The sequence below is a fragment of the Ruminiclostridium cellobioparum DSM 1351 = ATCC 15832 genome (genome assembly GCF_000621505.1).
In the GTDB taxonomy this organism is placed as follows: domain Bacteria; phylum Bacillota; class Clostridia; order Acetivibrionales; family DSM-1351; genus Ruminiclostridium; species Ruminiclostridium cellobioparum.
In genome coordinates this window covers 1-25437 of sequence record NZ_JHYD01000054.1, presented here as the reverse complement: position 1 = coordinate 25437, position 25437 = coordinate 1, and the positions used below count along the sequence as shown (strand labels likewise).

General features: G+C 39.7%; 17 protein-coding genes. 3 read left to right on the top strand and 14 right to left on the bottom strand.

Annotated elements, in window-relative coordinates:
* Positions 1 to 6: 6 nt before the first annotated feature.
* From T344_RS29945 to gpr, 8 genes are all read right to left on the bottom strand, one after another.
* A complete protein-coding gene (locus T344_RS29945; RefSeq protein WP_154669456.1) occupies positions 7 to 1047 on the bottom strand; it encodes a hypothetical protein in 1041 nt (346 codons plus the stop codon).
* Positions 1048 to 1186: 139 nt separating this feature from the next.
* Positions 1187 to 5143: a fibronectin type III domain-containing protein gene (locus T344_RS0117940; protein WP_027629856.1), complete on the bottom strand. Its 3957-nt coding sequence runs from the start codon at positions 5141 to 5143 to the stop codon at positions 1187 to 1189.
* A gap of 12 nt (positions 5144 to 5155) precedes the next feature.
* Entirely contained in the window at positions 5156 to 8209 is a 3054-nt protein-coding gene (locus T344_RS0117935) for a fibronectin type III domain-containing protein (protein ID WP_027629855.1), read from the bottom strand.
* Positions 8210 to 8270: 61 nt separating this feature from the next.
* Entirely contained in the window at positions 8271 to 11465 is a 3195-nt protein-coding gene (locus T344_RS0117930) for a fibronectin type III domain-containing protein (RefSeq protein ID WP_027629854.1), read from the bottom strand.
* 51 nt (positions 11466 to 11516) lie between these two features.
* Positions 11517 to 14456 carry an S-layer homology domain-containing protein gene (locus T344_RS0117925; protein ID WP_027629853.1) on the bottom strand — a complete coding sequence of 980 codons (2940 nt, stop codon included), beginning with the start codon at positions 14454 to 14456 and terminating at the stop codon, positions 11517 to 11519.
* A gap of 318 nt (positions 14457 to 14774) precedes the next feature.
* Complete coding sequence (gene ligA / locus T344_RS0117920; RefSeq protein ID WP_027629852.1) at positions 14775 to 16748, bottom strand: NAD-dependent DNA ligase LigA; 1974 nt, start codon at positions 16746 to 16748, stop codon at positions 14775 to 14777.
* Positions 16749 to 16784: 36 nt separating this feature from the next.
* Positions 16785 to 17495, bottom strand: coding sequence for a M50 family metallopeptidase (locus tag T344_RS0117915; protein ID WP_027629851.1), 711 nt, complete (start codon positions 17493 to 17495; stop codon positions 16785 to 16787).
* A gap of 142 nt (positions 17496 to 17637) precedes the next feature.
* Positions 17638 to 18645 carry a GPR endopeptidase gene (gene gpr, locus T344_RS0117910; RefSeq protein WP_027629850.1) on the bottom strand — a complete coding sequence of 336 codons (1008 nt, stop codon included), beginning with the start codon at positions 18643 to 18645 and terminating at the stop codon, positions 17638 to 17640.
* 275 nt (positions 18646 to 18920) lie between these two features.
* Between gpr and rpsT the strand changes: the two genes are divergently transcribed.
* Positions 18921 to 19178: a 30S ribosomal protein S20 gene (gene rpsT, locus T344_RS0117905; RefSeq protein ID WP_027629849.1), complete on the top strand. Its 258-nt coding sequence runs from the start codon at positions 18921 to 18923 to the stop codon at positions 19176 to 19178.
* A gap of 414 nt (positions 19179 to 19592) precedes the next feature.
* Here the strand turns inward: rpsT and hemW are convergent, their stop codons facing one another.
* The gene (hemW, locus tag T344_RS0117900) at positions 19593 to 20735 is read right to left on the bottom strand and encodes a radical SAM family heme chaperone HemW (RefSeq protein ID WP_027629848.1); all 1143 of its coding nucleotides are present in this window, start codon (positions 20733 to 20735) and stop codon (positions 19593 to 19595) included.
* Positions 20736 to 20947: 212 nt separating this feature from the next.
* Here hemW and T344_RS0117895 point away from each other — a divergent pair, with 212 nt between their 5' ends.
* The gene (locus T344_RS0117895; RefSeq protein ID WP_034862099.1) at positions 20948 to 22312 is read left to right on the top strand and encodes an MATE family efflux transporter; all 1365 of its coding nucleotides are present in this window, start codon (positions 20948 to 20950) and stop codon (positions 22310 to 22312) included.
* Here the strand turns inward: T344_RS0117895 and T344_RS0117890 are convergent.
* The 3 genes from T344_RS0117890 to T344_RS0117880 form a co-directional block, all read right to left on the bottom strand.
* Positions 22302 to 22751, bottom strand: a complete 450-nt coding sequence (locus T344_RS0117890) for a DUF3788 family protein (protein WP_027629846.1) — start codon at positions 22749 to 22751, stop codon at positions 22302 to 22304. The two genes, T344_RS0117895 and T344_RS0117890, sit on opposite strands and share 11 nt — an antisense overlap.
* 23 nt (positions 22752 to 22774) lie before the next feature.
* Positions 22775 to 23158, bottom strand: coding sequence for a nuclear transport factor 2 family protein (locus T344_RS0117885; protein ID WP_027629845.1), 384 nt, complete (start codon positions 23156 to 23158; stop codon positions 22775 to 22777).
* Between the two features lie 73 nt (positions 23159 to 23231).
* On the bottom strand, positions 23232 to 23831 hold the full coding sequence (locus T344_RS0117880) for a uracil-DNA glycosylase family protein (protein ID WP_207641853.1): 600 nt from the start codon (positions 23829 to 23831) through the stop codon (positions 23232 to 23234).
* A gap of 278 nt (positions 23832 to 24109) precedes the next feature.
* Between T344_RS0117880 and T344_RS0117875 the strand changes: the two genes are divergently transcribed.
* Positions 24110 to 24328: a hypothetical protein gene (locus T344_RS0117875; RefSeq protein ID WP_027629843.1), complete on the top strand. Its 219-nt coding sequence runs from the start codon at positions 24110 to 24112 to the stop codon at positions 24326 to 24328.
* An 83-nt stretch (positions 24329 to 24411) separates the two neighbouring features.
* Here T344_RS0117875 and T344_RS0117870 read toward each other — a convergent pair whose 3' ends face one another.
* Positions 24412 to 24876: a GNAT family N-acetyltransferase gene (locus T344_RS0117870; protein ID WP_027629842.1), complete on the bottom strand. Its 465-nt coding sequence runs from the start codon at positions 24874 to 24876 to the stop codon at positions 24412 to 24414.
* Between the two features lie 99 nt (positions 24877 to 24975).
* Positions 24976 to 25311, bottom strand: coding sequence for a YnfA family protein (locus T344_RS0117865; RefSeq protein WP_027629841.1), 336 nt, complete (start codon positions 25309 to 25311; stop codon positions 24976 to 24978).
* Positions 25312 to 25437 lie beyond the last annotated feature (126 nt).

The following is a 25437-nucleotide window of genomic DNA, read 5'->3' as shown; positions in this document are numbered from 1 at the left end:
TCTCCTTTATTTCTGATTCTCTATGGGATTAATTCCGTTAATTTCATTCATTATCTCGTCAGTGGGATTTTTAGGTTTTACATCCACTGAGTTTGGTTTTGGTACATCCGGCAAAGGACTCGTTTCTTTTGGTGCCGCTTCACTTAAGCTTTTATCTGCTGCCTGGTTCCGATTCGATATCAAATCACTGTCTCTGTCTTCTGTCTGAATTTTTTCAATGGATTTTGCTTCTATCTTCTCAAGTGTTATTACATTCCGGTCATCGAGCAGCAATTTTTTCTCATCCCTGCTCTTAAGATATGCCTCTTTATCTTTTATGTAATCATTAAGGTCAATATCTGCCTGGAGTGAAAACAGATATTCGTCAAATGCCTTTTCGCAGCTTCCAAAGTCAGCCTTAAGCTTTAGCATGAAATATATTGCATTTTTAATATCTATCTTTTCATAAAGCTTCTGATATGTTGCTATGTCAGCATTGGAACCCGTATTTCCAACATCAAAAGCAGGCTTACCCGCATCTGCTTGATTGGGCTGGCTGGTTGCATTTACCGAAGGTCCTGACGGATTCGGCAAGCCTGCTGTGCCCGGTGAATTCAATTGGTTTGCTTCAGTTTTTGAGGTTATCTCCTCAAGCTGAAAAATTACTCTTTCTTCAATCAATTTGGCTTCTGAAATTTCACCCTCTGTGAAACCTTCTTTTTTCAGCTTTTTCATATATTCTTCATCAAGACCTGCGTTCAGCAGCAAATCATCCCTCTTGTTCTTATTGCTGCTCTCACCCAGAGTTGACTTGTTTCTTAGAAAAGTAAGAACCTCATTCCACGAACGTCCGTATGCTTTTAATTCAAAGACTTCTTCGACACTTACACCTGTTTCATTAGATATCTCGGATGCAATTCTCTTATCCTCGCTGCTTGCATTATCAACTGTTATAGTATCAGGTTTCAGATTGTCAATTCCCAAAATAGTTAACGGAATAGTTGTTGTAATTAAAACAAATGCCAATATCAATGCCACAATCTTATATTTTTTTGAATTTTTCACCATATTTATGCCCATGCCCAGCATTTCGCACAAAACATAATGATAGAAATGGCATGGGCCCGGTGCCTCCTTTACTAATTTATTTAATTTCTTTCAACCTTCCAGCTCCTCTTTTTGTATATTACTAAAATCCGAATTACGTCTATTCAATGCAATAATTTATATTTGTTTTACCATCTGTTTTGGCTCTGAACACAATTGAGGATATCTCACCAGACCAGGCAGTTCCGGGGTTGATGCTTTCATTTACTCTGTACTCTATTCTGCCATCTCCAACTGTTACACTTATGTTGGTTCCCGGTATAGTTCCGGTTGCTGTGTCCTTTCCGGCTGTAAACCCGCACAAGTCAATTACCTCAAGTTCCTCCGGATTGTAGGTTACAACACATGTGATGTCTCCGAAGTCCTGTACATTAGCTGCCAGCAACGAAAAATCAAATTCCTGATCTTTTGCACATTCAAGTTCATAGGACGGGCTTGTGGTACTCTTGGTTATTGAATCACTCCAGGCCGTCACTCCTGTAATGTTCTTGCCTCTGACTCTGTAGGTATGTGAAGTTCCCGGAGCAAGATTTTCATCTGTGTAGCTTGATACCTGTCCCACATTTATCGACTCTCCGTCTGCTTCCACTTCGTAGCTTATGCCTTCTTCTTTTGTCCATGTAAGCTGTACCTGGGTATCAGTTACCGTTACATTTACATTCGAAGGTGCACCCGGTAAATCCGGCAGGGTTGACAGTGCGAGCACAGCACACCACTGTCCGTTTCCATTTGCATTTTTTGTTCTGACTCTGTAGGTGTGAAATGTCTCAGCCTTAAGTCCTGTATGGTTGTATATGGTATCCTTCCCATTGTTGACAACTGCTCCGTCCACTTCGATGTCATATTGTGCGTTTACTTCCACAGCCTGCCATGCTATTGTTACTGTTTTGTTTGTAACTACTGCTGCCAGGTTTGCTATAATGGCTGCTCCTGTTGTTGAACTGCTCTCTTCCTGTGGTAATGTGGAAATTTCAATGGGATTGCTCCATTCGCCATTTCCGCTTATATTAACAGCTCTTATCTTATATGAGTGTTCAGTTCCGGGAGTCAGGCCTTCATTTGTGTATGACATTCCTTTTGTATTCACTGTATTTTTTTCATCTACTTGCAGATCGTAGCTTTCTGCATAAGGTGAACTGTACCAGGTCAAAGTTATGGAGTTCTGTTCTGCCGTTGCCATAATATTTGTGGGCACAGACGGTATGTCCGGCCATGTGGTCACTGTAACAGGTTCGCTCCATTGACTTTTCCCGCCTTTGTTATATGCTCTTATTCTGTATTTATGGCTTGTATTGGTTGATAACCCTTCATGAATGTAAGTATTGGTTTCAACTTGAATTATCCTGCCGTCAATTTCCAGTTCATAACCTTCGGCCCTATCAGGAACTTCCCATGTCAGAGTTATATTCTTCATTGTGGGCTTTCCGGTTAAATTTCCAGGTATTTCAGGAGGATTGGGAAGTGTACTTATTTCTTTATACGGACTCCATTCACTGCTTCCTCCGTCATTTCCTGCTCTTACTCGGTATTTATGACTTGTATCAGGCTGTAACCCTTCATCCGTGTATGTTGTTTCCAAGTCCGTTGATATAATTTTTCCGTCGGCCTCTATTTCATAGCCGGTTGCTTTGTCCACTGCATCCCAGTTAATTGTTATTGCAGACTGTGTTGTATATGTTTCTGTTATCACCGGCATCTCAGGTGGATTGGGGTAGGTAACTGCCTGCACAATATCACTCCAGGGTCCCGTTCCCCCTGCGTTTATGACCCTGAGCCTGTATGTATGTGAAGTTTCAGCCTGCAGCCCATTCTGAGTATATGTGGTTGCCGTACCATTACTTGAGATTTTTCCATCAGCTTCTATTTCGTAGCCGGTTGCACCGCTAACAGCCTCCCATTTTAGCGTAATATACGTTATTCCTTTTTTATCGACATTAACTTTCGGAGGCAATGCGAGGGTTGTCCCGGTCTTTTGAGTTGCAGCAGTCTCAATTCCTTCATCATTTTTTGCTTTAATTGCAAAATTGTATTGAGTGTTTTCTGTCAATCCTGTTACAGTTATTTTTTTGCCGGGTACTGTAATCCACTCCGGTGATGAAGTTAAAATCCCGGATGCATTTACATATCTTGAACCTGCCATAATCTGATACTGTGTTACAGCAGGATTGGAGTCATTTATTAATAAATCCAATGAGGTTTCTTTATTGCTATTTATATTGAGTTGCGGAACCTGGGCCTTCATTCTTACGTTGCTCTCTTTAAATGAAACATTTCCCGCTTTATCCCTGGCTTCATATTTTACGTAATATGCAGTATTGGGAGTCAGGGAGCCAATTGTGTATGACGTATTGTTAACCCAGTTTGAAACAGTACTGCCGACTGTATATCGATATTGCATTGAAGCCCCATCTGAAACTGTGTCTGTGGCAGAACCTGAAATATTTATACTTGTGGCGTCAGTAGTTATATTTACTGCTCCTATAACCGGAGGTGAACTGTCTACTATAACGTCAACTGACATGGCTATGGGACCTGCTTTTCCGTAAATCACTTCAAATTTAAACGTATGCGGACCCTCTGCCAAGGTACTTATATCTAAAGCATTAAAATCCACTTGTTGAGCGGTAGCAGTGTTGGATATAGTTTTTGTCTCTTTCTCAACTGAATCTATGTAATATTTGCACGTTAAACTATTACCATCCGGGTCGGAGACTGTAATGGAGGGGGTGCAGCTATGACCTTTTGATAGTACCTCATTTGCGGAAGGTGAGTTAATTTTTTTCTTAACATACCAGTAACCGTCTGCGTGAATACCATTGTTAGGATAAGTACCGTCAGGTGCAATAATATTCGATTGTACAAGTGTATTCGCAATTTCTTTTGTTTTGCCTATTGGAACGTAGAATTCGGTTTTAGATAGACAGCCCTTGTCCCATTTATTTGCTGTATTCTCGGTTATATCCAGCCATTTCAGTCCTATATAACTGCCTTTTGTCCCTGGATATATACCACTTTTCATTATATGCTCAGTTATTGTCCAATAGCCTCCACTTTCAGTATATTCTAAAACCTTATAACTTGTAGAATTAATTGGCTTATATATATACCCACTAGAGCTAAAACCCACTTCTGCGTAATCACTCAGTGTAATTATCGGTGAATCCCAATTCCAATCTACATTTAAATACCCTGATGTCCAAAGGGTCTCACGATAGCCATATGAGCGGGGCCCAATAACTTCATCTTCAAAGACAGCATAATGAGCATCCTTATGCTCATATGCCTCATGCTCATACTGTGTCTTAGTAGAATACTTGTCATAATAATCAACAGAACTTGTTGCTTTTTTAACATACCAATAACCGTCCGTATGCAAACCATTGTCAGGATAACTTCCATCTGGAGCAATAATATTCAATTCCACAGGTGTATTTGCAGCTTGTTTTGTTTTTCCAGTTGGCTTATAGAAATCTGTCTTAGACAGGCAACCCCCATACCTTATGTTTCCTGTATCTTCTGTTACATCCAGCCATTTTAGTCCAATATAATTACCTTTATAGCCTGGCGATATTCCTAAACCGTAAGTAGTCGTTTGTTTTTCACAATAATATGAATCCCAAGAAGAATCGTAGTGTAAACTGTAACCATTTTCTATGTAACTAAAATCACCGTTAGGACTAAATGTTCTTCCTCCGTTCTCGCTATGAGATGCATCAAGAATTATAGGACCTATATCATCTAAAGTCACTTTAAATGTGGTAGGATTTATTAAACATTTTCTGTATCCACTTGTATTATAAGTATAACCACCACGCGAAACCACCTCTGTAGTTTGAGAAAAAATGCAATAACCATAGTAAGCACCAATATTTTCATATACTTGATGCTCATACTGAGTTTTTACAGTATATTTGTCATAATAATAACTTGACGCTGCTGCGTCCGTTCTCTGCCCAAACTCAACAAAATATCCGCTTTCGATATTTCCAAACGATACCGACATAAAAATATTCAATAGTATGATAAATGTTAAAACCCTGCTTGCTCTTTTTTTCATATTCAAACACCTTTATTCTATATTAAAATTAACTTGTACTTTACCATCTGTTTTGGTCCTGAACATAATTGCAGATATTTCACCAGACCAGGCAGTTCCGGGATTGATACTTTCATTTACTTTGTACTCTATTCTGCCGTCTTTAACAGTAACAGCTATGTTGGTTCCCGGTATTGTTCCGGCTACTGTGTCCTTTCCAGCTGTGAACTCGCAAAAATCCATTACTTCCAGTTCCTCCGGATTATAGGTTACAACAAATGTGATGTCGCCAAAATCCTGTACATTAGCTGCCAGCAACGAAAAATCAAATTCCTGGTCTTTTGCACATTCAAGCTCATAGGACGGGCTTGTGGTGCTCTTTGTTATTGAATCACTCCAGGCCGTCACTCCTGTAATGTTCTTGCCTCTGACTCTGTAGGTATGTGAAGTTCCCGGAGCAAGATTTTCATCTGTGTAGCTTGATACCTGTCCCACATTTATCGACTCTCCGTCTGCTTCCACTTCGTAGCTTATGCCTTCTTCTTTTGTCCATGTAAGCTGTACCTGGGTATCAGTTACCGTTACATTTACATTCGAAGGTGCACCCGGTAAATCCGGCAGGGTTGACAGTGCAAGCACAGCACACCACTGTCCGTTTCCATTTGCATTCTTTGTTCTGACTCTGTAAGTGTGAAATGTCTCAGCCTTAAGTCCTGTATGGTTGTATATGGTATCTTTCCCATTGTTGACAACTGCTCCGTCTACTTCGATGTCATATTGTGCGTTTACTTCCACAGCCTGCCATGCAATTGTTACTGTTTTGTTTGTGACCACTGCTGCCAGGTTTGCTATAATGGCTGCTCCTGTCGTTGAACTGCTCTCTTCCTGTGGTAATGTGGAAATTTCAATGGAATTGCTCCATTCGCCATTTCCGCTTATATTAACAGCTCTTATCTTATATGAATGTTCAGTTCCGGGAGTCAGACTTTCATTTGTGTATGACATTCCTTTTGTGTTCACTGTATTTTTTTCATCTACTTGCAGATCGTAGCTTTCTGCATAAGGTGAACTGTACCAGGTCAAAGTTATGGAGTTCTGTTCTGCCGTTGCCATAATATTTTTGGGCACAGAGGGTATGTCCGGCCATGTGGTTACTGTAACAGGTTCGCTCCATTGACTTTTCCCGCCTTTGTTATATGCTCTTATTCTGTATTTATGGCTTGTATTGGTTGATAACCCTTCATGAATGTAGGTATTGGTTTCAACTTGAATTATTCTGCCGTTAATTTCCAGTTCATAACCTTCGGCCCTATCAGGGACTTCCCATGTCAGGGTTATATTCTTCATTGCCGGCTTTCCGGTTAAATTTCCAGGTATTTCAGGAGGATTGGGAAGTGTACTTATTTCTTTATACGGACTCCATTCACTGCTTCCTCCGTCATTTCCTGCTCTTACTCGGTATTTATGACTTGTATCAGGCTGTAACCCTTCATCCGTGTATGTTGTTTCCAAGTCCGTTGATATAATTTTTCCGTCGGCCTCTATTTCATAGCTGGTTGCACCGCTTACAGCATCCCATTTTAACGTAATATACGTTATCCATTTCTTTTCAATGTTAATTTTCGGTGGCAGAGCAAGTGTTGTCCCGGTCTTTTGAGTTGCAGCAGTCTCAATCCCTTCGTCATTTTTGGCTTTAACTATAAAATTGTATTGAGTATTTACAGTCAATCCTGTTACAGTTATTTTTTTGCCTGGTACTGTAATCCACTCCGGTGATGAAGTTAAAATACCAGATGCATTTACATATCTTGAACCTGCCATAATCTGATACTGTGTTACAGCAGGGTTGGAGTCATTTATTAATAAATCCAATGAGTTTTCTTTATTGTTATTAAAACTAATTTGTGGAACCTGGGCTTTTGTTCTTATATTTCTCTCAACAAACGAGACATTTCCCTCTTTATCCCTGGCTTCATATTTTACGTAGTATACAGTATTAGGAGTTAATGAATTTATTGTTTTTGACGCATCATTACTCCAATCAGAAACAGTACTTCCGACTGCATACCTATATTGTATTGAAACTGTATCTGAAACTGTATCTGTGGCTGAACCTGTAATATTTATATTTGTATCGTTGGTTGTTATGTTTACAGTTCCTATAACCGGAGGTGAATTGTCTACTATCACATCAACTGACATGGTCATTGGATCAGCTTTCCCATCACTTACTTCGAATTTTAAAGTGTGTCTGCCATCCGATAAAATACTTATATCTAAAGCACTAAAATTCACAAGTTGGACAGTAGCAGTGTTGGATATTGTTTTTATCTCTTTTTCGACTGAGTCTACATAGTATTTACAGGTTAGAGTATCCCCATCTGGATCTGAGACTGTAATAGATGGTGTACAACCTTTCATCTTGGATAGCTCCTCATTTGCAGCAGGTGAGTTTATTGATAATGAGCCTTTTTTAACGTACCAATAGCCATCTGTATGTTTTCCATTGTCAGGATAGGTACCATCTGTTGCTATGAGATTTGATTGTATTAGTATATCACTTACATCACGCTGTGCACTATGGACAGTCCCGGCAAAAACGCCATATGCCGTAGTACTGTTACAATATGTAACATAATACCTCGTAATATAATCCCCAGCAGGCACCGAATTATGTGGGTCATTTGGTGACCAACCCCAATCATAATAATATATATATCTACCTTCCATGCCCGGTCCAATATATGAAGATTTATTTTCCCATCCCCAAATTGTTCCATCATTAGGATTAAGGTGTAAATTCATTGAAAGTTGGTAAGAAACACCATAATAATGACTGTCAGTATTATCATAGATAGCGCGAGAACCAGATAAAATAGCTTCTTCTGTTGGTGCAGTTTCATACTGCCTATTAATATACCACTCTTTTTTCGCAGTATACTTATCATAATAACAGCTTGCATTAGCCGCCCTGGCCTCCTGCCCAAACTCAATAAAATGCCCATTTTCCATATTCCCAAATGAAACAGATATAAAAATACCCAATAATAAAACAAATGTTAAAACCCTAATAGCCAGCTTTGTCATATTTCCACCCTGACACAATAAAAAATATATTAAAATACCTTTACATCCGTTTTATCTCTGCTTATTCGACCGCATACGACATGGTAGTCTCTTTATTGGTTTTGGACAGAAATCTGATAATAACTATTTCTCCCTTATCCGCATCCTCTACTCCATATACAATTTTCCCGCCGGCAAATTCCTTTATGGTTATGTTTGTTCCGTCAATTTTTCCAGTCTCCAATTCCAGCCCTTGGGTAACTGCATATAGATCAACCACCTCAAGATCGTCAGCATTATATCTGACAACTATGTCATAGCTGCTTACATCTTTTTTGGGCACTGCTATAACGAAATTAAATCCGGTGTCCTTATCAACTTTTATTATCAGTTCTTCCTTGGTGTTGACTCTGATAAGCTCAGACCATTCGCTGCAAACTCCGTCTTTATTTACAGATCTTACTCTATATTCATGTACTGAGTTAGGCTCAAGCCCTGTAATTTTATATGTTAATTCAGTTATGTTACTAATAATTTCTCCGTCAGCTTCAATCTCAAAGCTTATGGCTCCCTGAGTTGTTGTTTCTAGACTATCAGCCCCGGGAGATGTTGTTTGCCATGTCAATATTGCTTCGTTAATTGTCATGTCTGCCTTGAAGCTGACAGGTACATCCGGGCCTGTTGTCTGAGTCAGTTCCGTACTCCAATCACTCACACCATTTGTATTTTTTGCCCTGACAAGGTAGCTATGCTGAGTATTTGGCAAAAGTTCGGTATGCTCATACAATGTCTTTGCATCAGTACTTACAACATTGCCGTCTGCCATTATTTCATAGCTTTGAGCTCCGTCAACCTCATCCCAGGTTATTATTATTGAATTGCTCTTTGATACGGCCGTTATTCCTGCCGGAGCTGCCACATTGGTAAACGCAGATATCTTATCAGTCCAATCACCAATATTTTGATTATCCTTTGCCCTGACCATATAAGTGTGCATGGTATTGGGAGCAAGGTCCGTATGACTGTATGTATTTGTGACTACATTGTCAATGATTTTTCCGTCTGCCATCACATCATAGCCGGTCGCGCCATCAACTTCCTCCCACCTGATATCTATTGATATGCTGCTGGAAGTTGTCGCTTCCAAATTCGCGGGTTTTCCGAGCTTTGTTGTTTTAACGCTGATATCGCTCCACTCTCCGGCTTCACTGCCCTTATATGCCCGTACCCTGTAGGTATGCTTAATGCCGGAATCAAGTGCAGTCTGTGTATACTCCGTATTTGCATCCAGTTTAATTTCGGTGCCGTCTATTTCGAGGCCATATCCATCAGCACCAACTACCATATCCCATTCTATTTTCACTTCATTTCCACCCACTGTAACCTTTAAGTTTGCAGGTGCCGCAAGTAATGTTGATTTCTTTAATTCCTCTGTCCACTCACCTGTGACATTGCCATTTCTGGCTCTGACCCTATAGGTATGTTCTTCATTTCTGCCAAGGTTATCATGCAGAAATTCCGTTTTATTATCGTTATAAATCACAATCCCATCCACTTCAATGTCATAACCTGACGCGCCCTCAACACCGTCCCACCTCAATGATATAGTACTTCCTGAAACTGCTGATACTGCGAAATCAGCCGGTATAGAAGGCAATGTGACTCCTGTGATTAACTCGCTCCATTCACCCGTTCCAATATCATTCTTTGGGCGGGCTCTATAAGTATGTGTAGTATTTGGCTTCAGGTTTGAATGGAGATATTCATTTTTGTCCAGTTCAATTACCTGGAAGCCGTCTATCTCCAATTCATATGAGTTAGCACCTGCCTGCGCATCCCATGTAACCTTTAATTTGTCATCCCATCCCTGAATTTGCATATTCAGAGCCGAATCAGGCAAAGTCGATTTGACAACCAGCTCACTCCATTGTCCTGCTCCGCTTGAATTTTTGGCTCTTACGCGATATGTCCTCTGTGAGTTTGACTGTAAGTCATACTGCGTGTATGTAGTATTATTCAAGTTATCTTCAGGTGAACCGTAAACCTCAACATCATAACCTGATGCCCCCTTCACTGGATTCCAATTCAAAGTTATAGTTGATTTTGTAGATGTTATTGATATAGCCTCAGGTGCTTCAGGCAATGTCCAGATTTCATATAACTCCGACCATTCTCCGAGCAGAGCATCACCTTTTGCCTGAATTCTGACAGATTTCATGGTACCCGGCTCAAGACCGTCCATCTTATATGATGTCTGTTGTCCATTGTCAATTCTATCCCCGTCGACCTCTATAAAATACTGCCTGGCACCTTCGATTTTATCCCACGAAATAGAGATGGCACTTTCAGATGCAGTTTGAAGCAGATTAAATTTATCGCTTATTGGCACTATTCCTGTGACATAATTACTCCAGGGGCCTGCTATTATGGCATTTCTGAGTCTAACTCTATATGTATGCCTGGTTCCGGGTATCAGGTTTAAATTTGTATAGGTATTTGATGTAATATTTCTAACCAGGACCCCGTCTGCTTCAACTTCATAACCTGTACAACCGATTGCTTCATCCCAGTCAAGTGTTATTTGCCTGTCCGACTCTGTAATTTTGAGATTCAGAGGTGCGGCTATGGGCTCTACACCATAAACCAACTTATCATTAATGTATCCTGTTACTCTGTTATAATCAGCATAGGTGTCACCGGATTTCCTGAATGAATAGTCGTCAGTCTGAATAAATTCAGATTTATCCTTTTTTTCTATTCTGCATTGCAATTCAACAACATCGTTTTGATTTAATAATCCCGCACCTTCCTTAAAGGTTATTTCAAGGCAGTAATCCACCCCATCCGTTTTACCGGGAATTTTTACAAATCTCCCTGTCACATAGCCATTGCCTATATTTGACAGATCACAAAAAAAGTTTTGTTCACTTTCCCCATTTACTGTATAGTAATATCTGATTTTTACACTCGATAGTTTAACTGGAGTATTTCCGTTATTATACAGCTTGTATCTCGGAAATAAAGTATTTATATTGGAGGATTTATTAGGGCTGTATGTCTCAAGCTTTATTGATTCCAAGATCTTACTTCCCTGCTTTTCTCTGACAGTTTTTATTTTCTGGTAGCCGTTATTGTTTTTATCCCTGGCATTAACAGGATAAGAATTTGAACTGCCGGATTCCTCGGCCATAACAATACTTCCTGCAGCAACCGTTTGAAATAACATAATTACACTCAATATTACCGCCAGCTTTTTTTTATGTAACAGCTTCTTCACGCTCTTTTCCTCCATCAAATAACAAGATTATTGTCTGCAGTCACTCTAAAATTAAGGATCAATCGTAATCGGCATATCTTCAAAACCACCAAATGGCATACCCGACTTATATGTCAGTTGAGAGTCACTATCCAGATTGTCATGAATTGATGCTGAATAGGTAAGTGACGCCGTCGACCAGTCAATCTTTGATAATTCAACCGGTACATTTTTTTGGTTTATCACTATTTGACCATTATTATTAAAGACCTTCCCTCTCAAAGTGTAACTGACCCCATCAACCTTCAGGGTAAACAAACATCCGAACATGCCACCGTCACTATACAAATTGTTAACCTGAGGGAGGTTTACTTTAATTGAATTGGTACTGCTGCTGTAATTTATGGAATCGGGCGTTATACCGGCTTCCCGGGTAGTACCTGGAGTTATTTCCAAGGCTATCTTAAAATTAATCTCATCTCCGCTGAAGTTTGTAGCCCTTGTTCCGTCTTTAGGCGCCGGTGTCAGCATAATAAAGTACTTATCGCCTTCTGAAAGCGAAGGAGCATTATCCAAACAAATATACAGCTTGTGGTAATCTCCTGAATTGCTCCAGATTCTGAGGACATCTGGGACTGTATCCACAGGTATCAAATGCTGTCGATCTGGCCCCTTTTCTATGGCAACGTTAAAGGAATTGTAATCCAGTAAGGCAAAGTTTAATTTTATATAGATATATTTCCCCTGGCTGGACACAGCTGTGTCATTTGATGAAATACCATAGTTTACAGTTTTTACAGGTATGTTTAAAAAGCTTTCCACCTTGTTCGGTGCAGCAGCATTATCCTGTAGTGAGTCTCCCTGATACAGTTTGTTATAGCTTATTGTCAAATCGTTATTAAAATCATTTATTCCGTCAACTGAGAGCTCCACAGTTCCCTTGTCGGGGGCAATATTCCTTAGGTTGATTCCGGTTATGCTTATTGCTCCGGGACTTGTTGCATCAGTATTTATTGTTATAGCACCCGGACTTGTTGTAGTGTTAGTTATTGTAAAAGCACCGGGCTCAGGTATTAAGTCGGTATTTAAAGCTTCATCAAAATAGAGGGTTATTTTATTGCAGCTCCTGTTTATGTATATACCGTTGTTGTATATGACCGGAGCGGTATTATCCTGCTGAACAGCATCGGCAGACAGAAATTCTATCATAACGGGTTCTTGAGAAATTACACCAGAGCTTCCCTTAAGTACAAAATACATCTTAATGTTATTAATACCTTTAACCGTAACCTGAGTTGCCACCTCATGCTCATTTGTATCGCATACTTGGAGGAAAGGTGCCTCATCGACCTCCACCGGGCCATCTTCTGCGCCGCAATGACCATGCATGACTTCTTCTGATGTAGCATCAAAAAGCGGATTCATCTGATTTACAAGCATAAATACGTCTACAGGATTTTCATTGCTTGCATCCTTAAGTTTTACTATCAGTTTTATTTTTTTATCGCCAGTCACCGAAAACTTCGGATATCCTTCTTCAAAACGTTCATCCAACGTTACCGGCTTGTTCCACCCACTCCATTTTGCATATAAAGTAATGTTTGAAGTAATCGGCGTATTCTGATTGAATTCCATTGTCAGATCTTTGTCAGTAAACCATCCCATAAAAATATATCCACTGTATGAAGGAGCTGACGGTAAGGTTATTTTTTCTCCGCTCAATACCGACATAGCTGGGACAGCTGTACCGCCATTAGCTTGAAATGTAACAATATAACTCGTTTTAGCCGAAGACTGATTTGAGGATGAGGAAGCCGTTGAAGAACCAGCATTGCTTTCAGGAACTTTTTTTCCATTGATAATTGAATCTGCACCCTCAGCAACCGATATGCTTTTTATGTATGCTCCGCCTTTTAATATGCATTTTTGATTAAGCTGCAGCTTTTCTATTGTGCCAGTTGCTTCAATATCCATATCTTTAGCATTGTTTATGACAAGCTTGAATATTCCATACAATTTTATAATATGCCCTTTTGGTATATTTGAAGATATTTCAACACACTTTATTTCTCCGGATTTTAAATCTCTTGAATCTATTGTTGCTCCGCTATCAAGTAAGATCTTTTCAATAGCAGTATTTCCTGATGCTGTAAGACTTATTTTTCCGTCAGTCTTATTTATTGTTATTGTACCCGATACTGAAGAATTGCCAATATATACGTTGGCTCCGCCTTTCACAATAATATCTCCGTTTATTTTCACATTTTCAAGACGTACATTTCCGTCGGCAGCCCCCTGGGAAATAATAACATTTCCATTAACATTCATATCCTTTAGGGCAATGCCGGGATTATTGATAATGATATTTCCATTAACTGTATTGTCACTGTATGTACCTTCTTTGGAATAGATTGCTTTAATGCAATTATCAAGTATGGTAACAATCTCGGCACGGGTAATGTTTGATTTGGGATTAAACCTTTTTTTCTGATCCCCATTTACATAACCATTACCAGCCATTACATTAACACTGGATACCGCCCAGCTTGAAATTTGAGAGGAATCGCTGAATTTCAAATAGTCATTTTCTGTGTTTGCTTTTATTGAAAATGCATTTACCAGTATGGCAGCAGCTTCTTCACGGGTAGCATTATCCTTCGGACGGATTTTTTTATTGCTTCCGTTTATAATTCCAGCATAATTTGCCTTTAGCAAAGCATCGGTATAAAATTTCTGATCAAGATCTTTAAAGGTATTCTCAGCTTTATCCTGGTATTTCATTATATTATTTATGACAACAGCAAGTTCGCCCCTTGTTATATAATCATTGGGGCGAAATTTATTATTATAGCCGTTAAAAATTCCAAGACCTGTCCATCTGTCAATTCTATCCTTGGCCCAGTGTGTTTTGGTATCAGAATAATTGGATGCAACGACGGGAGAAATAGTAGATGAAATCATAATAAAAGCAATCATAATTACAGACAACAGTTTCTTTACACTCTGCTTCATAAGCTGACCTCCGGATATTTAATGCCTTTGTGAAATACAAAATGTTATATAATAAGCTATATTTACTTTTTATCACATTTTTTACGAATCAATGCAGCATAAAACATTTGTTTTAATATTGGCCATTTTATCATATTATAAGTAAACAAGTCAATTTATGTAAATGAACTTTTGTAAAAAATTATAAGTAAAAATTTTTTATTATTTCGGTAAAAAATAAAACCCTCCGATTATCAAATCGTGGGTCTTATATAGCTTCTATAAATAAATTCAAAGGTTGGTTTGGAATACGGATGTTAACGGAGTCTTTTGAGATAGCTACTCCGGCCTTATTCCGTTATTCAGCCAATCTGCGAACTGGTTTTCTGTTATTATGCTGATACCCAGTTCCTTTGCCTTTTTATTTTTTGACGAACCTGACAGGTTGTCGTTATTTATCAGGTAATTGGTCTTTGAAGTCACTGAACCTGTGACCTTTCCACCCTTTGCTTCTATAAGCTCCTTGAGCTCGTCACGGTTTTTAAACTGCTCCACCGAGCCGGTTATGACAAATACAACATCCTCAAATACCTGTTCGGTTTCAGCAGCCTCGATGGCTTCAAACTCCAGCTCCTTAAGCAGATCCTCGACAATTATCCTCTTCTTTTCGTCGGCAAAAAACCTTACAAAGGCATCAGCCATAACGTCGCCTATCCCGTTTATTTCTACCAATTCCGAAAATTCTGCCTTCTGTATGGCATCCCAGTCATATTTAAAGTTCCTGCATATTAATTTTGCAGTGGACAAGCCCACATTAGGTATTCCAAGACTGTAAAGAAGTCTTACGACAGTTGTATTTCTGGCTCTGTTGACCGAGGCAACCAGCTTGTTGAAGGACTTTTCACCAAAGCCTTCCATTTCAATAATTTCCTCTTTGAACCTATCAATATGGAATATGTCTGCAAGCTCTTTGATCAGCCCTTTTGCAATAAGCTTTTCAATGGTGGCCTCAGACAGGCCTTCAATATTCATGGCGTCCCTGCTCACAAAGTGGGTAAAGGACTTGATCTGCTTTGCAAGACATTCGTCATTTATGCAGTAGAGGAACTTGACGCCGTTTTCCTGCCGCAGCTCGGTTTCTCCCTGACAGACGGGACAATGCTCCGGGATATCTGTCATCCCGCTTCTTGTCAGATTTTCAGATATCTGCGGAATTATCATATTTGCCTTATAAACTCCTATGGTGTCACCAATTCCAAGTTCCAGGCCTTCCATAATACTTATATTATGGATACTGGCTCTGCTGACTGTGGTTCCCTCAAGTTCCACGGGTTCAAATATTGCAATGGGATTGATAAGCCCTGTTCTTGAGGCACTCCATTCTATTTCCAGAAGTCTGGTTTCCTTTATTTCATCACGCCATTTGAAGGCAATTGCATCACGCGGGAACTTTGAGGTCGAGCCCAGAGATTCTCCGTATGCAATGTTGTCAAAGATCAGCACCAGCCCATCGGACGGGAAATCATTTCCTTCAATGCGGTCAAAAAACCACTGCACCGAGTCCTCAATATTTTCCGAATTGACCTCTTTAAATTCCACAACCTCAAAGCCCTGATCCTTGAGCCATTTCATCTGAGTCAGCCTTGAATTGTTATATTCGGCATAATCGGCTTTAACCAGTGAAAAGGCAAAGAAATGTACATTTCTTTCCGCGGTAATTTTGTTATTCAACTGACGTACCGAGCCGCTGCACAAATTTCGCGGATTTTTATATTTTGCATCCACATCTTCTATTTCGCTGTTGATCTTCTCAAAATCCGAATAGCGGATTATTGCCTCCCCTCTCAAAATCAGAGTATCCTTGTAGGCAATATTTACAGGAAGGTTTTTGAACACTTTTGCGTTGTTGGTGATGACTTCACCGATTTCTCCGCTTCCTCTGGTAACGGCCTTGACCAGATTTCCGCCCTCGTAGGTCAATACTATGGTCAGTCCGTCCAGCTTCCAGGACAGCACACCGGTCTGATCCCCAAGCCATTCCTTCAAGTCAGAAACCTCTTTTGTCTTATCCAGCGAAAGCATGATTTTTTCGTGCCTCTCCTTCGGAAGATTTGACAGTACTTCATAACCGACATTTATTGTGGGACTGTTTGACAAAACAATTCCCATTTCCTTTTCCATCTCTACAAGTTCGTCATAGAGCCTGTCATATTCGATATTGGGCATAATCTCCCGGTCTTCCATGTAATACGCCTTTGCAGCCTGATTCAATATTTCAATTCTGTCCTTCATTATCTGAAGTTTGTTATCCATTTCGGTTCTCCTTATAATGTATATATAAATCTGTCCTTAATACTTTTTGGCCGACCTTCCCGAACCGCCCTTTTTTCTGAACAGTATGGCATATACTGCAAAAATCGATATTGCCAGCCATAATATTCCCCAGACTACGGCAGGTATATGTGTAAGTCTGGCTATGAGCACTGCGTCTGTGACGGGCATGGGTCCGACCCGGAACAGGCCGAACATGTCGTTCACCTGCAGCAGCACGGTATCTACAAAGGTGTCATATATGGCATATGTGACACTTCCTATGCCAATTATTTCAACAACCCAATCGTGGAGCTTCTCATTCTGGATCATGTACACAATAATCGCAAACGCTGCAAAAATAACCGAATAAAGCATTGTAAACGATATTATTCCCGAATACTTGAAGGTAACTCCAAGAAAAATTATTGCTATAAAACCGATTATGTATTTCTTGAACCTTGTATTCTTTAACACCAGAATAAATATTGCGAATAATACGCTTCCAAGATATCCTCCGTTTGCTATAAGAAAAGCCGACAGCCAATCCTTCGGCAGTGAGGTAACGTGCCCGCTTTCATTGAAATAAATGCTCAGACCGGTAATATTGCTTCCCGTAACTACAGCCATAAAGGCATGTCCTATTTCGTGCAGGAAAACTGTAAAAAGCTTTATGGGTTTTACGATAATTGTATTCCATAATGCCATAAGTACTACAAAAATAACAAGAACTCTCCAGGTTTGCTTCATGCTTGTTTACTCTCCATTCCAGGCTATTCAAACAGTGCCAGGGCACTCTTTTGACTCTGTAATAAATTATAACCTGCAACAGCGTAAAAGGAAAGATGTTCTAATAAATAGAGGCCTGCGCAGCAGACCTCCAATGAACCTTTTACATCAAATATTTTCCCATATCCTCCATGCTTATGCCCTGGTGCAAGGACATGTTTATGCCGTTAGCCACAACTTTTGAAACTCTGCTGATAATATCGTCTATTTCCTTGGGAGTAACTATAAGCTGTCCTACAAAGGGATTAAGCGCCTGCTTTATAAGCTGGTATTTCTCCTCCCTGTCAATATTTTTGAGAGTATTGTAAAAGCTGGAATCTGAAGGCGACTCCTGCATCAGGCTGTCAATAATAAGGTCCATGGCGTCATTTGTAAGAGTTGCCGCATCCACCACAGTCGGGACTCCAATGGCTATTACAGGCATTCCCAGTGTGGCCCTGCTCAGTTCCATCCTCTTGTTTCCCACTCCGCCGCCCGGGGCGATACCTGTATCAGCTATCTGGATCGTGGTACTGACACGCTCCATGCTCCTGGCTGCAAGGGCGTCTATTGCTATCAAGGCATCCGGTTTTATTTTTTCCACCACACCCTTTACTATCTCACCTGTTTCTATGCCTGTAATACCCATGACACCCGGAGAGATGGCACAAACCGGATTGACACCTTCATCCACATGTTCCGGAACAAATTCCAGCAGATGCCTGGTCACCGCCAGGTTTGATATTACCTTTGGCCCAAGCGCATCAGGAGTTACATTCCAGTTTCCAAGCCCCACAACAAGTGTTGTGGAATTGGGCTTCAAACCAAGCATGGATTTTAACTCCCTGGACATGGCATCTATTGCCTTTTGGTTAACCTCGGGATTGTTATCCTTCAGCTGCGGTATTTCAAGAGTAATGTAATTTCCCATAGGCTTTCCGATTGACTGTTCACCGGTAGGTGAAGTAATCCGTACCCTTGTTATTTTTACATCCTCATCACCGGCATTTTCCACATCAACTCCCGGAGGAGATTTGTGTTCAGCTGCCTGTTCCCTCGCCTGACTGCTGTTCATGAAAATCTCATGAGCTTCAATTACAAGATCTGTCCGCCTATTCGATAAATTCACCATAAATGTGTCCTTTCTTCAAAAACTGAAATTATTTATATTGATTAGTATTTCAAATAAACCTGGATTTTAGTATTTATGTTGAGTAACATTTTCAAGTAAAAGTTATTTTTCTCAAAAGTTAAATTAGAAAAATAAGGGTTAATACTTGCATTTTAAAAAAGTTCATGGTAAAATATCATCTGTTATGGGCAAGAAGCGGTTTGTTAACCGATTAAATATTATTGATTTTTTTGCTCACGTTTTACGCGAAATTAGGCTCGCAGGAGGTGAATACTTTGCCAAATATTAAATCTGCAATAAAGAGAGTTAAGGTTACTGAAACCAAGACTTTAAAGAATACTATCAGAAAGTCGGCTCTTAAGACCACTGTTAAGAAATGTAAAGAAGCTATTGCCAGCGGTGAGGGTGCTGCTGATGCTTACAAAGCAACTACCAAGGCTATAGATAAAGCTGCAGCTAAAAACTTGCTCCACAAAAACACCGCTGCGAGAAGAAAGTCAAGATTAGCAAAAGCTTTGAATGCGGCAAAATAATGTTGAAAAAAGCAAAAACTCAGGAAAACAGCCTGAGTTTTTTTGTTTCAATATACCCTCTGTTGACAATGTATAACACGCCTCACGCCGGCTATTTTGCCACTTTTCTTTGTCGTCGTCCTTGCCTTGCGTCAGCAAGGCTGCATCCATCCTCCTCGAAAATTGTCAAAATATCTCGGTGTGAGGTCGGTGATTTTTGAGTGAGATAATTTGGCTTGCGACAAGGCAAAGGCGTGCAGTAAGGCTTTGTGCCTTGCAAGCGGCTTCAACGCAGCCGCAGGGCAAATTAACCACTCAAAAACGTATTGTACATTGTCAATAGAGGGTAAAGTACCTCAAACACTAAACACTGTTAAATTTGCCGAGGTAAATTCAATTCTTTATTTACTTCCCCGCTCTCTATAATAAAAAAGGCTAAACAAACTCAACAAAAACCTGATTTGCCAGATCCAGGCCCAACCGGGTCAGTCTGATACTTTTATCATCGGTTTCGATAAGCTGTTTCTTTTTCAACCTGTCGATCTTAGCTGCATAGGCGTCGAATATATTCTGATTGAACCTGTCCTCAAATTTTTCTCTGCTCACACCATCAATAAGCCTGAGTCCCAGGAACATATACTCCGACATTTTTTCGCAGAAATCTCTGACATACCGTTCCTCAACCGGCTTTTGACCTTTTGACAGATATTCTATATAGCCCTCGATGGTGGCCTGGTTTTCAAATCTGATATCCTGGAGGAACGAATGCGCACCTGCACCCAGTCCAAGATACTCCAGACAGTTCCAGTATATGAGATTGTGCCGGCATTCGCAGCCTTCCCTTGCAAAATTGGAAAGTTCATAGTGATTAAAACCCTGTTGCTTTAGATATTCGATTGCATAATGATACATTTCCCTGTCAAGCTCATCCTCCATCTCAATAAGCTTGCCTGTATCGCGCATATCACCGAATCTTGTGCCTTCTTCAACCTTAAGGTCATATGCTGAAATGTGGGTTACACCCAGGTCTGTCAGTACACTCAGGGTATCCTTCCAATCCTTTAACGTCTGTCCCGGTATACCAAATATTATATCGGCATTTATATTATCAAAACCGGCTTTTTGGGCCATTTCCACACTGGAAACAAATTCATCTGCAGTATGTCGTCTGCCGAGGTATTTTAAAAGGTTTTCCTGATACGCCTGCAAACCGATGCTAATCCTGTTTATACCGTACTGTCCGTATTCCTTCAGCTTCTCTTCGTTTATTGTGCCGGGATTACTTTCAATGGTTATTTCACAGGGCTCCGATACATGATACTTTTCCCTGCACTCATTGAGAATCTCTCCTATAAACCGGGGTTCAACACAGGTTGGCGTCCCTCCTCCGATAAAAATGGTACCTATCTTGTTGAGTGCCATTTCATCCCGGTACAGATCAATCTCTTTTTTCATACAGGCAAAGTATTCTTCTGCCAAATCCATTTTTCCAACGTAGGAATTGAAATCACAATAGTTGCATTTTGAACCGCAAAAAGGAACATGAATATAAAGACCGGTTTTATTCATGAGTGACATGCTTTCATCTCCTTTTGGTAATATTTTGATACTCATGTATTTATACTACCATATCATGATATGGAGTTCCAGTTATTACTATACCATTTTTTATCATATTCCTTACTTTCTCTTTACTTTAAAATTTATAGACATTTGACAAAAATTTTGCTTATGCACTATTCGTGCTCTGTGGTATACTGGATAGGATTATAATGAAAATGGTGATACTTATGAAAAAAATTACGAATATTGCAAATGACACAAAAACTTTTTATAAAATGGCCTTTACCCTTGTTGTCCCCATGGCAATTCAGAATCTGATCAACGTCGGAATTTCTTCCATCGATGTCCTCATGCTGGGAAAAATCAGTGAAACTGTTTTATCTGCCGCTTCACTTGCAGGCCAGGTTCAATTTATCATGGTACTGATATTCTTCGGCCTGACTTCGGGGGCGGCCGTACTAACCGCGCAATACTGGGGAAAAGGAGATAAGGAGAGCATAATAAAAATAATGGGAATCTGTATGAGATTTTCATTGATTATCTCTGTTTTTTTCACATCGGCAGTGCTCATTTTTCCTCATCAGATAATGAGTATATTCACAAATGAAAAAGATGTTATTGCTGAAGGAGTTAAATATTTACGGATTGTTTCACTGTCTTATATATTCATGTCGGTAACAATGATTTACCTGAATGTGATGCGAAGTGTAGAGCGGGTGGTGGTCTCAACCGTCATATATCTCATTTCGCTGGTATCAAATGTGATAATAGCCTCTATTCTTATATTCGGCCTGTTTGGATTTCCTCAAATGGGTATACGGGGAGCAGCCATTGCAACTCTTTCCTCAAGAGGTATTGAGTTTTTATGTGTAATAATATATGCCAGAAAATTCAACGACGTTCTGCACTTTGGGATATCCAGCCTTTTTGTAAGGGACAGGCTGCTTTTCGGCGATTTTTTAAGGTACTCCATTCCTGTAACCCTCAATGAATTGATGTGGGGCGCCGGAGTGGCAACCAACGCCGTTATAATAGGACATCTGGGAAAGGCTGTAGTATCCTCCAATTCTGTTGCCCAGGTAGCCAGACAGCTTGCCACCGTCATAGCTTTCGGCCTTGCAAACGCCACTGCCATATCGGTTGGAAAAGCTATCGGTGAAAACAACCTGGATACCGCCAAAAATTATTCGAACAGATTTATCAAACTCAGCATTCTGGCAGGAGCCTGCGGTGCCATAATTATCCTCATAGCAAGGCCAATTGCCATTTCTGTCCTGAATCTGACACCGGTAACACAGGGATACCTGTCGGTAATGATGTACGTCATGTCCTACTTTGTAATAGCCCAGGCTTTTAATACCACCCTGGTTGTAGGAGTATTCCGTGCGGGAGGAGATACCCGTTTCGGCCTGTTCCTTGATGTTTCAACCATGTGGGGAGGTTCAATACTGTTAAGTGCCTTTGCTGCCTTTATCTTCAAGTGGAGTGTACCGGTGGTTTATATTATCTTAATGAGTGACGAGATAATTAAAATACCTCTCACTTTAGCCCGGTACAGGAGCCGGAAGTGGCTGAACAACGTTACAAGGTAACCTCCTTATTTTTCTTTGGCCTGACCTTAATTTCAAGCAATTTAATAATATCGTCTGTTTCTGCTTCCGAAAAGGGCCGATAATTTACCCAGCCACCTTCTCCGCAGGGATATCTTCGTTCCCACAGCTCCAAAGTCTTTTGAAGATAGGCTTCCCTGTTTTTCTCCAATACTTCTTTTCCTTTACCGTTTATTTGGAGTAAAACAGTGAAACCCTCTTTTTCAAAAAACAAATAGCACAGGTGAGTCGCGTTATTGGAATATTTGTATCCCCAGCCATAATTATTCCCAAAAGGAAACCTGAGTTCCTTCACCAGCTTGTAGTTTGCCGCCAGTTTCAATTCCAGATATTTCAGAAGCCTGCTGCTATATTCTCCCAGATATTTAAAGATATCATTTTCAGATGGGATAACCTCTTTGTCAAGCATTCGTTCATGCATATTCTCTATCTCCCATGAGAAAATTATAAATTTATCGGCCTGCCAATTTTTTTATCAATCCTCCATTGAGGTGGATTGCCATCTTCTCCCCAGTATTCATTCAGTAATTTTATTTTACCGTTTAAAAATTCAAAGAAGGAGGTTGCGTGAAATGATAAGTCACCAGAATCAGGTTCAACTTTAACAACAGAGATTACCAGATTGTTGATTGTCTCCAACCGTTCAATAACAATCCTCCAATCCCCTGGATATTCTCTATTTGCAGTAACAAATTCCTCTGCATTAAACTTTTCATTTGTATTATTCCAGTTGATTATTGCCTCCTGGTCAAAATATGTGTGTATGTTATTCCAATTCTGATCGTTTATATCATTCCATAAAGCTTTTACCTTGTCTGTGTTATTCACTTGACAGCCTCCTTTTTAATAAATGATTGCAATTCTTAAACCTAATGAGCAGCAAGATTAATTAGTAACCGGATTAACAATTCTTATTTATAAGTTCAAATGCTTTTTTAATATCCTCGGCAATCATAGTACGTTTAGATTTTTCAATTAAATAATTCTTACCTGTTTGCAGGTAGGACGGAAATACCCTGATATCACCAAACATATACTCATTACCTCTGATTTTATATGTGGAGCCTGCCGGAATAACCCGTTTGCCAAAACGTTTTCTTGCAATATTGTTCATCGCACTTATCGCCACATCACCCATTAACATATAAACCTTTACATTGGGATACAGTTCCAGTTCATTTTCAAGCAACTGGCTGCATGATTTGATTGTACTGTTAGGTATACTATATTCTATTTTGGGACATTTGACTGCGGTTGTAATCTGAAAGCCTTCAGATATTATGTCTTTAAGCCCTTTTACGTTTATTCCCGCATCCTGGAATGCCTGGATTGTGGTAACCATATAGTCGGTTCTTTCTTCAGAGTAGTAATCTCCGGCATTACCGGGCGGAGCTTCAGAAATCATAAGAACTTTAACTTTACCGTAATCAATTTTCCAATCCGGTTTACGAAATCCGCTTTTTACAATTCCCGTACAGTTACAACTGATAGCTTCCATCATAATTTTCACTCCTGATTTTCAATATATAAAAACAATTTTCTCTGAAGTATATCATAGATAATATGACGATATCGTGTCATATTATATAATTTCAAATCAGTACATAATCTACTTACTCCATCAATTCGAATTATTAAGTATTAATGTTTTCATAAAAATCCCTTCAGTTTGAAATGCTGATAATAACAGTATTATATATTTACATAATTTCATAATTAGTAACTATTTCTCTTATAGCACATAATATAATAATATAGTTTTTATTAGGAGGCCCTGAAATGCTGGATTGTTTTCCCAAGAATGTTTTATGCAGCCCCAAAAAAGATGATCTCCTGCCAATACCCTCAGAAAGTATGGATGGCATGGACGGTATGCATGGTATGCACTGTATGGATTGCATGGACTGCATACATGACATGGACGGTGTATATGATATGAATTATAATGATGTATTTTATCACCATGCCCACCACCACTTTCTTCATCGTCGGTACTAATTCATTTCTATAACCGGTGTTTGAATGGGCTTGTCGCATATGAAACAAAGCCCATTTTGTATATAAGCCGTCAAATAAAATTGTTATAGTGCTTTTACCATAATAAGGCAGGGGCATTCTTCACCCCATATCTCCTTCAATTCCTCCAGAGGATAGAAGCCCATTTTACAGTAAAATTTTCTGGTTTTCATATAGTATTCATCAGGATGTGAATCACCCAGGGTCTTTACCATAAGAAACTTGACATTTTTATTAATCAATTCTTCCTGTGCTGTCTCCAGAAGCTTTTTACCTATTCCCATGTGCTGATATTCCTTTAACACAGCTGTTACATATATTTCCGAAGTATAAATATTAATAGCCTTTATACTGATAAACCCAACAGGTTTATCGAGCCTGTATGCCGTGTAAAAATCTGTATTTACCGACCCGCCCGCATACTCCACGATGGCTTCTTCAATCCCGAACCATTCAGGCAGCTGTCTCAATATTGAATTTGTAATATTTGATTTTTGTCCGCTGTCTGCTAATTTAATAATATTAATCATAAAAATCCCTACATTCATACATTAATTAAAAACCGCCGGCTTAATAAGCCGATGCTATACCTGGTTATTATAAAAGTCAGGTTTTAATATAAAATTATGTTACCCCCTTGGATAATACATAATAATCCCAACTCCAACCAAAGCAATTGCTCCGCCTACTAAGTCAATTTTGTCGGGAACAACCTTGTCCACCTGCCACCCCCATAAAATTGACAAAACAATAAATATCCCTCCGTAAGTGGCATAGACTCTCCCGAAGGAAGCATTCTGAGGCTGCAAGGTAGGAACGATTCCATATAATATGAGGATGATTGAGCCTGCAATTCCATATAATATGCCTCTTCCCTCACGCAGCCATAGCCAGATCAAGTATCCTCCACCTATTTCGAATATTCCGGCTATTATAAAGTAAAACAGCGATTTGACTATTTCCAATGGCTTCCTCCCCCTTCAACCTCCAATAACTTATTATAATACTCTCGAAAACTCCAATAGCTTTCGAGCTCTATGTTTTAAGATGCAATTTTCTTCTCGCACCTCTAACATTCTCCAGTTTTTTAC